Origin of the sequence: Bradyrhizobium sp. NBAIM01, assembly GCF_020194115.1 — a bacterium.
Taxonomy (GTDB): domain Bacteria; phylum Pseudomonadota; class Alphaproteobacteria; order Rhizobiales; family Xanthobacteraceae; genus Bradyrhizobium; species Bradyrhizobium yuanmingense.
Genome location: NZ_JADYVU010000015.1, coordinates 36,029 through 50,647, shown reverse-complemented (window position 1 = coordinate 50,647; position 14,619 = coordinate 36,029). Strand labels below are relative to the sequence as shown.

The window sequence follows — 14,619 nt, the reverse complement described above, 5'->3', positions numbered from 1 at the left end:
GTCACGACGGGCGCCTTCCGATCGCAACTCCCGTGAAGGTCTGGTTCACATGCATGGAGCCGAACTGCTCGCCGTAAGTGTGAAAGCCGACCACACGGTTCTGCCGGTACAGTTCTGACATGTCGCGGGCGAGCTGATGCTGCTCGGCATCGAGCCGGCGGAGCAGGCATTCGAAGCCGATATAGAGCGAGACGTCTCCGATCTGGTCGCGGATGTCGGCGAACGTCTCGCGGGCCGCGCCGACCAGGCTTCGCGAGGTCGCGGCGGTCAGCACCATGCCCTCGTCGATGGCGCAGAAGAAATGCAAGGAGCCGTCCGGCTCGACGCGCTGGATCGAGCGTGCGTAATAGGCGCCGCCGACGCGCACGAGGACCGGATGCGAGGCGAAGGAGAACGGATCGAGCTTGGCATCCATGATGCCGACCACGCGCGAATATTCTTGCGCGGCAGGCTCTGCGTTCAACTCCCGGACCATGCGGTTTTCGATGTCGGCCTCGGTCACCACCATCTTCTGCGCCTGCGGCTCGAAATTGTCGCACTTGAAGACGCGGAACGGCAACGAGGTGTTCAGCAGGATCAACAGGGCAGCATTGCTGTGTGCCTTGCCGTCGAAAAACACGAACGTCTTCTCGAAGCGCAGCCCGTCGCCTGCCGACCCGCCGACGACCGGAATGTCGTCCAGCGATGCATAGATCGCGGACATCACCGCTTCTTCGCGGCGGCACAGGCCGTCGATCAGGACTAGGCCGAAGGGACTGCCGCGCTCGACCTGCGGCGTGGCCCGCAACAGCTCGTGCCGGAGCTCGCCGCCGATCCTGCGGCCGTCCTCGACGCGGAAGCTGTCGAGATTGAAGATCGGCCGCACCACCGCGGAAAAGTCCGCGCGGCTGAACGCCAGCGCCACGACGCTGTTCTCGTCCCAGCCGTCAGGAGCAAGCTCGCCCGCGGTGGTACAGCCGCAGACTTGTGTGTCGTCGAATTGGCGGCTGATCTCCGCGATGAAGCGATCGGGGTCGTAGCTGGGGGAGACGAACACCAGGATCAGCGCCAGCCCGTCGGACGGGAGCTGGGCCGCCAGCTCGGCCACGGCGTCATCGACGCTCGCGGCCTTCGACTTGGCCACGGCAACGCCAGACGCACCGCCAAACCGAAAATCGGTTTGCCCCACTCCGTTTCTCCCTTAAGGCTCGGTCTGATGCCAAGTGCCTGATAATTATCGAGAGTAGGGCGTTTTCCGGTGAGCCGCAACACGGCAGCCGCTCCCCGCAAGCCCGGTCGGATTTACCACCCCTTGAGGATTCTGCCCTAATTTTCCGCAACGTTCGGAAAGGGCTGCTTCCGGGCCGCAGAATCACATGAGCTGGGGGTTGGGAATGTCCGGGCGTACCGCGTCGCCGTCGAAGCGTGCACTATTTCCGACTCCCAAGTTCCGCGCAAAGATCATACTCGGCTTCGCCGCCGTGCTGGTGATCTCCGCCGGCAGCATGGCGTTTTCCTATTTCGGCTTCGAGCGGGTCGCCGCCGGGGTCGGATCCTACCGCAGCAGCGTGTCGGAGGCCGATCTCGCGCGCAACATCGATCGCGAGCTGCTCGCCTATCGTTCGGCCGTCAGATATTTCGTCGTCACCGGCAAGGAAGACGACGCCAAGGCGGCGCTCGATGCCGAGGCCAGCCTGAAGAATGCCATCGACCAGGCCGTCAAGAGCGCCAAGCAGCCGCCGCGGCAGGAAAGCCTCGGCAAGCTCGCCAAGGAGTTCTCCAACTTCTCCGCCACCTTCGCCAAGGTGCTCCAGGCCAAGCGAGACAGCGCGCTGCTGGTGCAGAACCAGCTCCAGCGCCAAGCCAATCTCCTGAAGTACAAGCTCGACGACATCGGCAACAACGCCTCCGACGCCGAAGCGCAGGCGATCGAGTTTGGCACCAAGCAGGTCAACGCCCAATTCCAGACCGCAAGCGCTGCAGCCACCCAGTTCGTGCTGACGTCCGATCAGGCGATCGCGAACAGCGCCTTGGCGCGGCTGAAGTTCGTCGAGAACTCGCTGGGCGCGGTCTATTCCATGGACGACAAGATTGTCGCTGGCCTCAAGGAGGCCAAGTCCATCCTCGGCGCCTATCGCGAGGCGCTGGAGAAGTTGATCGCCAACGCCAAGCTGGTCGATGGCCTCGTCACGGAGATGAGCGGCTCGGCCGGCGCGATCCAGCAAGGCGCCACCGCCATGAAGGCGGACCTCGTCGCCGAGCAGCAGCGGCTGGATTCGGAGTCGGCGGCGACCATCGGGCAGACCGAGCAGCTGGTGCTGATGCTGGCCGTCGGCGGCACGCTGTTAGGCGCGGTCCTCGCCTTCCTGCTCGGCACCGGCATCTCGCGGCCGATGATTGCGATGTGCAAGGCGATGCGCGAGCTGGCCTCGGGCAATTTCGATGTCGTGTTGCCGGGCCTGGGGCGCAAGGACGAGATCGGCGAGATGGCCGGCGCGGTCGAGGAGTTCAAGATCCAGGCCGTTGCAAAGGCCGAGCGCGACGCCGCCGCCAGCGAAGTGCAGAACCGCGAGCAGGCCGCAAGCCGCCGCGCCGAACTGATCCGCTTTGCCGACGATTTCGAGAGCGCGGTCGGCGCCATCGTCTCCAACGTCTCGGCCTCGGCCGTGCAGCTGGAATCGGCCGCCTCCACGCTGACCCGCACCGCCGAGACCACGCAGAGCCTGTCGAGCCAGGTCGCTGGCGTCTCCGAGCAGGCCTCCTCCAACATGCAGTCGGTCGCGACCGCGACCGAAGAGTTGTCGGCCTCGGTCGAGGAGATCGGCCGCCAGGTGCGCGATTCCAGCCGCATCGCAGAGGCTGCCGTCATGCAGGCCAAGGAGACCGACGGCCGCATCGGCAAGCTGTCGCACGCGGCACAGCAGATCGGCGAGGTGGTCAAGCTGATCACCGCGATCGCCGAGCAGACCAATCTGCTCGCGCTCAACGCCACCATCGAGGCCGCCCGCGCCGGTGAAGCCGGCCGCGGCTTCGCCGTCGTGGCGAGCGAGGTGAAGTCGCTGGCAAGCCAGACCGCGAAGGCGACCGACGAGATCTCCTCGCACATCACGGGCATGCAGGGCGCCACCGCCGAATCGGTTGCCGCGATCAAGGAGATCGGCGCGACGATCGGCCAGATCTCGTCGATCTCGACCTCGATCGCGAGCGCGGTGGAGCAGCAGGGCGCGGCCACGCAGGAGATCGCCCGCAGCGTCCAGACCGTCGCGCAGGGCACCCAGACCGCGGCCACCGATATCGGCGAGGTCAACCGCGGCGCCGCCGAGACCGGCTCGGCCTCCGAAGAGGTGCTGAACTCGGCCAAGACACTATCGAGCGAAAGCACCCGCCTTCGCACCGAGCTCGACCGCTTCATGGCGAACATCAGGGCGGCGTAGTAAAGCGCACCTTAACAAATCCCTACGTCACCTAACCGCCAGTTGCGGCGCCACAAGTTTACCGCAGCTTATCCTTTGCCGGTTACCGTGCACACGAGTCGGAAGCGGGCTGCTTCCCGGCTGCGCCTGGTTTTCCGCGAATGGAATGGGGTGGGGGAATGTCGGTCACGTCCAAATCGAGCCAATCGAAGTCGCGCCAATCGAAGCTGCCAACGCTGCGTTTTCGCGCAAAAATCATCCTCGGCTTCGTGGCGGTGCTCGCCATCCTCGCCGTCAGCATGGCGTTCGCCTATTTCGGCTTCGAGCGGATCGCAGGCGCTGTGGCCTCCTACCGCACCAGCGTAGCGGAAGCCGATCTGGCGCGGACGGTCGATCGCGAACTGATCGCCTATCAGGGGCTGGCACGGGCCTATACCCTGACCGGCGCAGCTGATGACGAGACCGCGGCCAAGGCCGCTGAAGGAAATCTGAAGAGCGCGATCGCCAAATCGATGGCCGCCACCACGGGCGCGGCTCGCCGCGAGCAGGTCGGCAAGCTCGAGGCCGAGTTCCAGAGCTTTACGAAAGTCTTCAGCGAGATCATCACGCTGACGCGCGAGAACAACAAGATCGCGGCCGACGAGCTCAACAGTGTCGGCAACAAGATCCGCTTCAAATTCGACGATCTCGCCGACACCGCGGCGCTGGCGGGTCTCTCCTCGGTGCAGACCACGGCCAAGGACATCACCTCGCAATATCTGGCGGTCTCGACCTCGGTCAGCGCTTTCGTCGCCAAGCCGGAGCCGAAGACCGCCGACGGCGTGATCGCCCGCATCAAGTTCCTCGAGACGCTGCTGGTCTCCGTCTACGCGAACGACCAGAAGATCACCGATCGCGTCAAGGAGATCGGCGATCTCTTGAAGCAGTACCGCACCTCGTTCGCAAAGCTGACCGAGAACGTGAAGGTCATCGTCAAGCTGAACGGCGAGATGACCAAGACGGCGGCGACCATCCTCAAGCTCTCGGCCGAGCTGCGTTCGGATCTCACCGCGGACCAGCAACGCATCGAGGCGAGCGCCAATGCGACGATCGTAGAGACCCAGCAGCTGATGTTGATGATGGCGCTCGGCGGGCTGGCCATCGGCATCGTGCTGGCCTTGTGGCTCGGCAACGGCATCTCGCGGCCGATGATCGCGATGTGCAAGGCGATGCGGGAGCTCGCCTCGGGCAATTTCGATGTCGTGTTGCCGGGCCTGGGGCGCAAGGACGAGATCGGCGAGATGGCCGGCGCGGTCGAGGAGTTCAAGATCCAGGCCGTCGCTAAGGCCGAGCGCGATGCCGCCGCCAGCGAAGTGCAGAACCGCGAGCAGGCCGCAAGCCGCCGCGCCGAGCTGATCCGCTTTGCCGACGATTTCGAGAGCGCGGTCGGCGCCATCGTCTCCAACGTCTCGGCCTCCGCCGTGCAGCTGGAATCGGCCGCCTCGACGCTGACCCGCACCGCCGAGACCACGCAGAGCCTGTCGAGCCAGGTCGCCGGCGTCTCCGAGCAGGCCTCCTCCAACATGCAGTCGGTCGCGACCGCGACCGAAGAGCTGTCGGCCTCGGTCGAGGAGATCGGCCGCCAGGTGCGCGATTCCAGCCGCATCGCAGAGGCTGCCGTGATGCAGGCCAAGGAGACCGACGGCCGCATCGGCAAGCTCTCGCATGCCGCCCAGCAGATCGGCGAGGTGGTCAAGCTGATCACCGCGATCGCCGAGCAGACCAATCTGCTCGCGCTGAACGCCACCATCGAGGCCGCCCGCGCCGGTGAAGCCGGCCGCGGCTTCGCCGTCGTGGCGAGCGAGGTGAAGTCGCTGGCAAGCCAGACCGCGAAGGCGACCGACGAGATCTCCTCGCACATCACGGGCATGCAGGGCGCCACCGCCGAATCGGTTGCCGCGATCAAGGAGATCGGCGCGACGATCGGCCAGATCTCGTCGATCTCGACCTCGATCGCGAGCGCGGTGGAGCAGCAGGGCGCGGCCACGCAGGAGATCGCCCGCAGCGTCCAGACCGTCGCGCAGGGCACCCAGACCGCGGCCACCGATATCGGCGAGGTCAACCGCGGCGCCGCCGAGACCGGCTCGGCCTCCGAAGAGGTGCTGAACTCGGCCAAGACACTATCGAGCGAAAGCACCCGCCTTCGCGCCGAGCTCGACCGCTTCATGGCGAACATCAGGGCGGCGTAGGTTCGCTGCTCCTGTAGCTCGCGGTCCCGAAGGGCCGCGCTATCGCCTTACACTCCGCTGTCCGGAACGACAGCGGAGTGAGTTCATTCCCTTCCGAACGCCCGCTTCAGCTCGACCTTCGCGCGCTCCAGTCGCGTGCGCTGCGTCTTGGGCAGCGTCTTGCCGGCGCGGTTGATGTAGAAGGTCAGCATCGACAGCGCCGACCGATAGGCGCCGGTCTTGCGTCGCGAGCTGTGCTCGGCCGAACGCTTCAGCGAGGCCGCAATCCTCTTCGCGCTGGTCAGCTTGAACACCCCTTGCTTGAGGTCGAGCGCATCGCTCTCCTCCGTCACGCGCTGCGACCAGCGCCTTGCGGCGCGTTTGGTGCTCTTGCGCGCGGTCCCGCTCCGCCGGGTGTTTGCCTTGCGTGCCGTCTTGCGCGGGCTGCTGTTTCGAGAATGTGTCGTCTTTCTGACCTGAGCCATGCGCCAACTCCTTGCGGGTCCAGCGGAAACGAGCGGTGCTCGCTGGCGTTCCCGCGGGAACCCGGCCCCCTCGCAAACGTTGTCGCAGGTGGCAGGCAGAATGCCGCACCCCGATGATCGGATCGACCCCGTCCACGTCATGTGAGCCGGGGCCGCTTCCATTGATCAGACGCAACAATCCGATGGAACTGCAGCAGAGCCCAGCGCTGAACTATGCACCCGTAGTCTCGGCGGCGGCCGTGACCGACCGCATCGTCGAGACCAGCATTCCCTCGCGGCTCGATGCGCTGCCGTGGAGCGGTTTTCACACCCGCGTCGTGCTCGCGCTGGGCATCACCTGGATTCTCGACGGCCTCGAGGTGACGCTTGCGGGTGCGCTCTCCGGTGCGCTGAAGCAAAGCCCATCGATGCAGTTCTCCAATCTCGATCTCGGCATCGCCAACTCCGCCTATCTCGCGGGCGCCGTGCTCGGTGCGCTCGGCTTCGGCTGGCTGACCGACCGTATCGGCCGCAAGAAGCTGTTCTTCATCACGCTGGCGCTCTACCTCTCGGCAACGGCCGCAACCGCGCTGTCATGGGATGTCGCGAGCTATGCGCTGTTCCGCTTTCTCACCGGCGCCGGCATCGGCGGCGAGTACACAGCGATCAACTCGACGATCCAGGAGTTGGTGCCCGCACGCTATCGCGGCTGGACCGATCTTGTGATCAACGGCAGCTTCTGGATCGGGGCTGCGATGGGCGCAGTGGCGGCCATCGTGCTGCTCGATCCCGCAGTATTCGCTCCCGATCTCGGCTGGCGCCTGGCCTATCTGATCGGCGCCGCCCTCGGCCTCGTCGTGCTCTTGATGCGGATGTGGATCCCGGAAAGTCCGCGCTGGCTGATGATTCATGGTCGTCCCGACGAGGCCCATGCCATCGTCGACGGGATCGAGCGGTCGGTGATCGGGCACGACCAGGATACGAGCGACGGACGCTTCACCAAGATCCGCCTGAAGATGCGCGATCACACGCCGATCCCCGAGGTGGTCCACACCTTGTTTTCGGTCTATCGCCGGCGCGCATTGGTCGGCCTCGTTCTGATGAGCGCGCAGGCATTCTTCTACAACGCCATCTTCTTCACCTTCGCGCTGGTGCTGACCGATTTCTACGGCATCAAGGCCGACCACGTCGGCTGGTACTTGCTGCCGTTCGCGGCCGGCAATTTCCTCGGGCCGCTGCTGCTCGGCCGCTTGTTCGATACGCTGGGACGCCGCACCATGATCACGTTCACCTATGGCGCATCGGGCCTGTTGCTGGCGCTATCAGGCTATCTGTTCTCGATCGGTGTCCTGAGCGCGCAGGGGCAGACCATCGCCTGGATGGTGATCTTCTTCTTCGCCTCGCCCGCCGCGAGCGCGGCCTATCTCACCGTCAGCGAGACCTTTCCCCTCGAGGTTCGCGCGCTGGCGATCGCGGTGTTCTATGCGGTCGGCACCGGCATCGGCGGCGTGATCGGGCCGGCGTTGTTCGGCGCGCTGATCGACACGGGATCGCGCACCAGCGTATTCGCCGGCTATCTGCTGGGGGCCGTCCTGATGATCGCGGCTGCGATCGTGGCGTGGCGCTATGCCGTCGCCGCCGAGCGCAAATCGCTCGAACACATCGCGCGGCCGCTCGCCTTTATGGAGTAGACTGATGAAATCGGAACTTGCGGAAATGGCGTTGGACCAGAAGCTCACCATACCTGATGACGACGAGACGCCGGAAACGGTGCCGGTGCCGCATGCGTTGGTGCCGCATCTCGATGAAATCGCCATTCTGCTCGACATCGATGGCACGCTGCTTGAGCTGATGCCGACGCCGCGCGAGGTGTGGGTGCCGCCGGGCCTGTCGGAAACGCTGAAAGCTTTGACCGAGCGCACCTCGGGGGCGCTGGCGCTAGTCAGCGGCCGCTCGCTCAACGACATCGACCTGATCTTCGCGCCCGACGTGTTCCGCGCCGTCGCCGGTCATGGCGCGGAGATGCGGCTGGCGGTGGACAGTGAAGCGGATGCCCTGCACGCGCCGCCGCTCGACAAGGAGCTGAAGCGGCGCCTCGCCGCCATCGCCAAGCTCAGCCCTGGAATCCTGCTCGAGGACAAGGGCTATTCGCTCGCGCTGCATTACCGCCTGGCGCCGCATGCGGAGAAGGCGATCTACGAATCCGTCTCACTGATCCGCGCCGATCTGCCCAATGCGCCGATCGAGGTGCTGCCGGGCAAGTTCGTCTGCGAGATCAAGCATTCCGGATTCACCAAGGCGAGCGGCGTGCGCGAGTTGATGAAGCGCGCGCCGTTCAAAGGACGTCGTCCGCTGTTCATCGGTGACGACGTCACCGATGAGACCGTGTTCGCGATCATGCCCGACATGGACGGGCTGGCGTTCTCGGTCGGCCGCCGCGCCATGGGCGTGAATGGCCACTTCGATGCGCCGGCGGATGTGCGTGCGTTCCTTGCGCACCTGCTCGATCCCAGGTGAAACCAAGGCAGCGTCATCTCGCAGACACAAAGGCTTGCATCGCAGCGCCATTGCGCGGTGCGATGCATGCTGCGCAACAGGACCGGAAACGCTGTCTTTGCAGCGAAATGACTGGGTTCCACGAGCGAAACCAGTTCCAACGCGCACGCCCGATTTTGGTTTCAATTGGTTGAAACGATGATCAGGAACCATATTGATGAACGGCAGTTAAATGGGGCGGAATGAACAGGAGGGGACGACCTGTGAACTTGATCGTCGTTTCAAATCGCGTCGCCCGCGGCAAACCCAACGAGCCCATGACGGGCGGCCTTGCGGCGGCATTGCTTCCCGTTGTGGAACATTCTGGTGCGATCTGGGTCGGTTCCTCCGGCCGGGTGCGTGATGGCCACCAGAAGGAGCCGTTCGCCGAGATCGAGGCGCTCGGGACAGGCGCGATTGCGACGTTGGATCTGCCGGCGGCCCATTACGGCGGATACTACGAAGGCTTTGCCAATTCGGCGCTGTGGCCGGCGCTGCATTCGCGCAGCGACCTGATCCGCGTCTCGCGCGAGGACTATGTCAGCTATCGCGAGGTCAACGCCTTCATGGCGCGCGCCTTGATGCGTTTCCGCAAAGCCCGGACTGCGTTCTGGGTTCAGGACTATCACTTCCTCGCGCTTGGTGCCGAGCTGCGCGAGCTCGGCGTCGATGATCCCATCGGCTTCTTCCTGCATACGCCGTGGCCCGTCACTGCTGTGATGCAGGGCGTACCCAACCATCGCGAGCTGATCACCGCGATGCTGGCCTATGATCTGCTCGGCTTCCAGACCGAGGAAGATCGGCAGAACTTCCTCGGCTATGTCGGCGCCGAGCTCGGCCTCACCATCGAGGACGGGGTCGTGGTCTCGCAGCATGGGCGCACGCGCTGTGAAGTTTTCCCGATCGGCATCGATGCGGAGAAGTTCGCCGCCTATGCCGCGAAGTCGGCCGCGCATCCGGATGTGTCGCGCCTGCGCCGCAGCCTCAACGGCGAGCGCCTCGCGATCGGCGTCGACCGGCTCGACTATTCCAAGGGTCTCGTCAACCGAATCAGCGCATTCGACCGGCTCTGGACCGAGCAGCCGCAGTTTGCGCGCAGCATCTCGCTGCTCCAGATCGCCAATCCCTCGCGCGGCGGCATCGAGGCCTATGGCAATCTCCAGAACGAGGTCGCGCGCCTCGTCACCGACGTCAACGGCCGCCACGGCGAGGTCGACTGGACGCCGATCCGCTATTTGAACAAAGGCTTCAGCCAGGCCGTGCTCGCCGGTCTCTACCGCACCGCGCAGGTCGGCGTGGTGACGCCGCTGCACGACGGCATGAACCTCGTCGCCAAGGAATACGTCGCCGCGCAAAATCCCGCCGATCCCGGCGTGCTGGTGCTGTCGAAGTTCGCCGGCGCCGCCAACGAGCTCGACGCTGCGCTGCTGGTCAATCCGCACGATATCGACGGCATGGCCCGCGCGGTCGCGGTCGCGGCATCCATGCCGCTCACCGAGCGCAAGATGCGCTGGGATGCGATGATGAAGAAGCTGCGCGGCCACACCATCCAGCAATGGTCCGCCGATTTCGTCGCCGAGCTCGAGAAGTGCCGCACCGAGAAGGCCGCCGTGGCGCCGCTCGCGGCCCAGCCGCCGCAGGCGCTGCGCTGGTTGAAGTCGGCGATCTCAGGCGTGCGGTTGATCTAATCTCAGCTTGGCTCGATCTCACCCTCTCCCCTTGTTGTGGGAGAGGGTGGCATAGGGGGCCTCTGGCCGCCGTTCTTAAGAACGCCGATGCTTTGCATCGGCTATGGCGACAGCGGCGAGACGGGTGAGGGGTGTCTCTCCACGCGTGAACGTCTCGCAGCAAGATTCGTGGGTGCAACCCCTCATCCGGCGCTTCGCGCCACCTTCTCCCGCAAGGGGAGAAGGCAAGAGCGCCCCTCAATAGCAATACGACACGCCGTCCAGGATCGCGCATTGCCGCTTGTTCGGCGCGTTCGGATTATCCAGCGGCACCACGCCCTTGCCCTGGCCGACGAACACGCCGGGCCCGACATGCACCGAGCTCTTGTTGCCGATGATCACGCTCTGATGCGGCGCCGAGCTGGAGCGCGTGCCGTCCGGCCAGAGGATGGCATCGCCTGAAAGCACCCCGCGCCGTCCGTCGTCGCAGCTGACGTCGCCCCCCTGCCGGGTGCAGACCTGGGCCAGCGCCGGCGCGGCAAGGGCGGAGCCGAGGGTCGAAATCAGGCTCAAGGCGGCGATGGTCTTGCGGATGGTCATGGCGTCCCCGGTCGTGTGTGGCGGCTTGCCGTGAATCGTCGCGCCAGGGCCGCCCGCGGTTCAGCCCCGCGGCCGCTCCAGGTACCTGTGGAGCCGGATATTATGCTGCAAATACAATAAGTTGCGGAAAAATCGCCCGATATCTCCGCGATCCCTTGCAAAATCGTCGGCGCCCCTTCAAGAGAGGGCGCTCCGGAGAGATGGCCGAGTGGCTTAAGGCGCACGCTTGGAAAGCGTGTGTGCGGGAAACCGTACCGTGGGTTCGAATCCCACTCTCTCCGCCACCCGCTCAAATCAATGGCGCCGGCTTATTTGCCTTCGGGGCCAGCAATCGTCGCCAAGCGTCCGAGCAGGGCCGCCTCGGCCCTGGAAGTCAGACGGTAGCCTTCCGCCATCTCGGCCATGTCGCCGCGGGCGACGCACGCGTCCCACCAGTCCCTCACAAAGCCCTCGGCGTACCCGCGCGTGTTGAAGCCGTAAGGTTCGGTGACAAGGTCGAAAGCGATCATCAGCTCGTAACAAGGCGAGTCGTAGGAGGCGCCGGTCTCGGGACGGCCTACGAAAGCTTCGAAGGATCTGGCCGTACGGAGGCTCGAATAAAGCCAGAACATCAGTCCATACATCAGATGTGAGCGCTCGTCGTCGTGCAGGGCAAAGAAGCCTTTCTCGTCCACGATCTGCCGGGCCAAGGTGCGCAACATTCGCTCGCCGTGCGGCAGACGGTCGCCGACGGCGGCCGAGGCTCGCACCACGATTGGCGATAACGTTCCCCGCTCGACGGTCGCGATCGCAGCGGCCCGATCCTCCTCAGCAGTGTCGTACTCGGACTCCTCGACCAAGCCGCGAATGAAGGTCTCGAAGTCCGGCGCGACGACGACGATACGGCAGTCATCCTCCTGGTCGACGTACACGACCTGCGGCTCGCCCCGCTTTCCGCAGCTCCGGTAGTCCAGCATGATCAGTTCGTGGCCGCCGGCCGGCGTGTCGGCGATTCCGACGCCAATCGGCGGGTAGCCCCATTCCTCGATCATGAACTTGGCGCCAAACTTCCCGGCGAGTGAATAGGTGGACGTACGGCCAAGAGCGAAGAGCCCCTCGATAGCCACGTGGTCCTCCGCCCAGCCTGTACGCTCCTTCATTGGATGGCAGTTGCGCTTGACCATTCCGCCATTGTGGCGCCGTGCGAGGTCGACATAGGCCGCCGGCAGCCGATACCCTCCGATTTCATGCTCAATGGAGGCGATCAGCTCGTCGGTCGGCGGAGGCTCGACATAGTTCTCCAGGGAATACGGACAGTCATTCCAGAAGCCTTCGAAGTCGAAGTCGTCAAAGAGCCGTTTCGTCGCCATCTTCATTACCTCGTCATGTTACGAGGCGTGTCTAAGCGCCCAGTAGCCAGGACCGTTGATTGCCGCCCTTCGGAATGAAAACAGCTTATACGTCAATCAGGATTGACTGACACTCTCTCCGCCATTTGCTGCCGCTCATAACGGTTTGGTTGCAGGCTCGAGTCCCGCCGGTGCGGTTGAGGCGCTTAGTTGCTTTCATTGCTGGGCAGCGGCTTCATATTCGTGGGGTCATGCCCTCAGGAGCTTATTCCGTGCCGCAAGCGATCCTATCCGCGCAGAGCCGACCCCTCCGTTCTCGTGCCGAGTTAGCCTCCATCATCATAAGCGCCTATGAGCGCATCGAGCGGGACCGGCACCGCAATTGCTGGATCTATGTGCGGCCCATGGAAGAAGCGCTGGCTGAGGTTGATGCACTTGTGCAACGAGCGGAAGAGGGTGAAGTCCTGCCGCTCCTTGGCGTGCCATTCGGCGTCAAGGACAATATTGACGTTGAGGCCATGCCAACGACAGCAGCCTGCCCGTCATTCGAATATAGGGCTGCGCAATCGGCTAGATGCGTCGAGAAATTGGCGGCCGCGGGTGCGATCTGTCTTGGCAAAACCAACCTGGATCAGTTCGCAACCGGACTGTCCGGCGCCCGCTCCCCTTACGGCGCCTGTTCCAGTGCGGCGGACGATCTGTATGTCTCCGGTGGTTCGAGCTCCGGCTCGGCTGCTGCCGTAGCATCCGGCCATGTTGCCTTCGCTCTCGGCACAGATACCGGCGGCTCAGGCCGGATTCCCGCGGGTTTCAACGGAATCATCGGGATCAAGCCAACCGTCGGCCTCGTCTCGTCCCGGGGACTTGTGCCGAACTGTCCGACGCTCGATTGTCCCTCGATCTTCTGCAATTCCATTGCCGAAGGTCGAATTCTGCTCGGGTTGATCGAAGGATTCGACGACAGTGATCCCTTTAGCCGCCAACGGATTGCCTCGTCCTTCCCATCTCCTCGCAAATTCCGGTTCGGCCAGGTCCCTGTCGGTCATCTCAATTCATTCGGCATGCCGGAATGCGATGACCTCTACAGGCAGGCCTGCACGAGGCTTTCGGGATTGGGAGGTCAAGCCAGGAACATTGACTTCGCGCCTTTCGCCGAAGCCGGTGAAATGCTCTTTTCAGGGCCTTGGATTGCCGAACGTCATGCGGCGATCAGCAAGCTCATGAACATCGATCATGGAGACCTGCTTGACGTCATCCGCAACGTGCTGAGCGGAGCTGCCCGGTTTTCCGCAACAGATGCATTCGCCGCGCAACATCGACTTTGGAAGCTGCGACGCCAGATCCAAACGCTTTTCGAGGAGATCGATGTTCTGGTGGTACCGACCGCGCCACGCCCCTTCACGATTGCGGAGATGATGGAAGATCCCATCACGCTCAACAACCGCCTCGGTTACTACTCCTATTTTGCCAATCTCGTGGACTTGTGCGCGGTGTCGGTTCCCAATGCAACGCTCGGCAACGGCATGCCGATGGGTATCACTTTGCTGGCACCTGCATGGCGCGACCATGTTGTTCTCGACCTTGCCGAACGATGGCTGCCCGATGCGAAGGCCAGACTGTTCGATCTAAAGGAATATCCGAAGGCCGCCTCCTAGACCACTTCGAGATCGAGAGCGCGCAGATTGAGGATCACAATCAGGCCCCGGTGATAACGGATGACGCCTCTTGCCTGCATGCGGGAAAGCTGCACTGTCACCCATTGGCGGGTTGAGCCGATCAGATTGGCGAGATCACCATGCGTGAACGGGATCCCGATCACGATCTCGCGGCCCTGCTGCGAACCGTAGATCTTCGAGAGGAAGACCAACAGACGATGCAGCCGCTCGGTCACCGAGCGGGTCCCCAGCATTTGCGCCATGGCCGAGTAGCACCGTGCCTTGAAGGCGAGCGCATCCAGCAGCGCGACTGCGATACTTGCCGATTGAAGCGCCAGCGCGCGCAGGGCTGGGCCGGGCAAGAACGTCACTCGGCTGCGTTCTACTGCAACCGAAGACCATACGTGGGCACCAGTACCGAACAGATCGGGGCCGCCGACGAAATTGCCGGCGAACCAGTAGGCCAGCGTCACCTCGCGTCCGGAAGGCGCAGCGTAGTAGCTGCGAATACGCCCCTCTTCGATCAGATAAATGCCGTTCTGCAGATCGCCCTGACGCCAGACATGCTTGCCTGCCTGTAGAACCTCCTCGCGGCCGATGGCGAGGACACGACGCCGGTCAGCCTCACACAACGGATCCAACAAGCTCGGCAGCGATCCGACCAGAGCATCCGATCCCGCCAGCATGATGCCGGTCGCATTCCTGAGACTTGCCGCTGACATCTGCTCGCTCCCCTGCCGCCGCAGGGGAAAGCTATTCAAGAGCCATGCC

At 64.0% G+C, this 14,619-nt stretch carries 11 protein-coding genes and 1 tRNA gene; 7 read left to right on the top strand and 5 right to left on the bottom strand.

Going from position 1 to position 14,619, the window contains the following annotated elements; translation table 11 throughout:
• Position 1: 1 nt before the first annotated feature.
• Complete coding sequence (locus I6F31_RS30995) at positions 2–1,168, bottom strand: FIST N-terminal domain-containing protein (RefSeq protein ID WP_057030254.1); 1,167 nt, start codon at positions 1,166–1,168, stop codon at positions 2–4.
• 205 nt (positions 1,169–1,373) lie between these two features.
• Here I6F31_RS30995 and I6F31_RS30990 point away from each other — a divergent pair, with 205 nt between their 5' ends.
• Complete coding sequence (locus tag I6F31_RS30990) at positions 1,374–3,413, top strand: HAMP domain-containing methyl-accepting chemotaxis protein (RefSeq protein WP_225148639.1); 2,040 nt, start codon at positions 1,374–1,376, stop codon at positions 3,411–3,413.
• Between the two features lie 158 nt (positions 3,414–3,571).
• Positions 3,572–5,620, top strand: a complete 2,049-nt coding sequence (locus I6F31_RS30985; protein WP_225148640.1) for a HAMP domain-containing methyl-accepting chemotaxis protein — start codon at positions 3,572–3,574, stop codon at positions 5,618–5,620.
• A gap of 83 nt (positions 5,621–5,703) precedes the next feature.
• On the opposite strand, the gene I6F31_RS30980 is transcribed toward I6F31_RS30985, so the two are convergent.
• A complete protein-coding gene (locus tag I6F31_RS30980) occupies positions 5,704–6,084 on the bottom strand; it encodes a DUF3175 domain-containing protein (protein WP_225148641.1) in 381 nt (126 codons plus the stop codon).
• A gap of 182 nt (positions 6,085–6,266) precedes the next feature.
• Between I6F31_RS30980 and I6F31_RS30975 the strand changes: the two genes are divergently transcribed.
• The 3 genes from I6F31_RS30975 to I6F31_RS30965 all read left to right on the top strand — a co-directional run bounded on the left by I6F31_RS30975 (position 6,267) and on the right by I6F31_RS30965 (position 10,286).
• Complete coding sequence (locus I6F31_RS30975; protein ID WP_036026149.1) at positions 6,267–7,754, top strand: MFS transporter; 1,488 nt, start codon at positions 6,267–6,269, stop codon at positions 7,752–7,754.
• Positions 7,755–7,758: 4 nt separating this feature from the next.
• On the top strand, positions 7,759–8,580 hold the full coding sequence (gene otsB / locus I6F31_RS30970) for a trehalose-phosphatase (RefSeq protein WP_036016048.1): 822 nt from the start codon (positions 7,759–7,761) through the stop codon (positions 8,578–8,580).
• A gap of 242 nt (positions 8,581–8,822) precedes the next feature.
• Entirely contained in the window at positions 8,823–10,286 is a 1,464-nt protein-coding gene (locus I6F31_RS30965) for a trehalose-6-phosphate synthase (protein WP_036016051.1), read from the top strand.
• Positions 10,287–10,523: 237 nt separating this feature from the next.
• Here the strand turns inward: I6F31_RS30965 and I6F31_RS30960 are convergent, their stop codons facing one another.
• Positions 10,524–10,865: a hypothetical protein gene (locus tag I6F31_RS30960; RefSeq protein WP_225145437.1), complete on the bottom strand. Its 342-nt coding sequence runs from the start codon at positions 10,863–10,865 to the stop codon at positions 10,524–10,526.
• 194 nt (positions 10,866–11,059) lie between these two features.
• On the opposite strand from I6F31_RS30960, the gene I6F31_RS30955 reads away from it, so the two are divergent.
• Positions 11,060–11,149: transfer RNA gene (locus tag I6F31_RS30955), tRNA-Ser, on the top strand.
• 24 nt (positions 11,150–11,173) lie between these two features.
• Here I6F31_RS30955 and I6F31_RS30950 read toward each other — a convergent pair.
• Positions 11,174–12,220 carry an SMI1/KNR4 family protein gene (locus tag I6F31_RS30950; RefSeq protein WP_225186608.1) on the bottom strand — a complete coding sequence of 349 codons (1,047 nt, stop codon included), beginning with the start codon at positions 12,218–12,220 and terminating at the stop codon, positions 11,174–11,176.
• Positions 12,221–12,465: 245 nt separating this feature from the next.
• Here I6F31_RS30950 and atzF point away from each other — a divergent pair, with 245 nt between their 5' ends.
• Positions 12,466–13,848: an allophanate hydrolase gene (atzF, locus tag I6F31_RS30945; protein ID WP_225137202.1), complete on the top strand. Its 1,383-nt coding sequence runs from the start codon at positions 12,466–12,468 to the stop codon at positions 13,846–13,848.
• Here atzF and I6F31_RS30940 read toward each other — a convergent pair.
• Positions 13,845–14,570, bottom strand: coding sequence for a Crp/Fnr family transcriptional regulator (locus I6F31_RS30940; RefSeq protein ID WP_057030179.1), 726 nt, complete (start codon positions 14,568–14,570; stop codon positions 13,845–13,847). The genes atzF and I6F31_RS30940 overlap by 4 nt on opposite strands.
• Between the last annotated feature and the right edge of the window lie 49 nt (positions 14,571–14,619).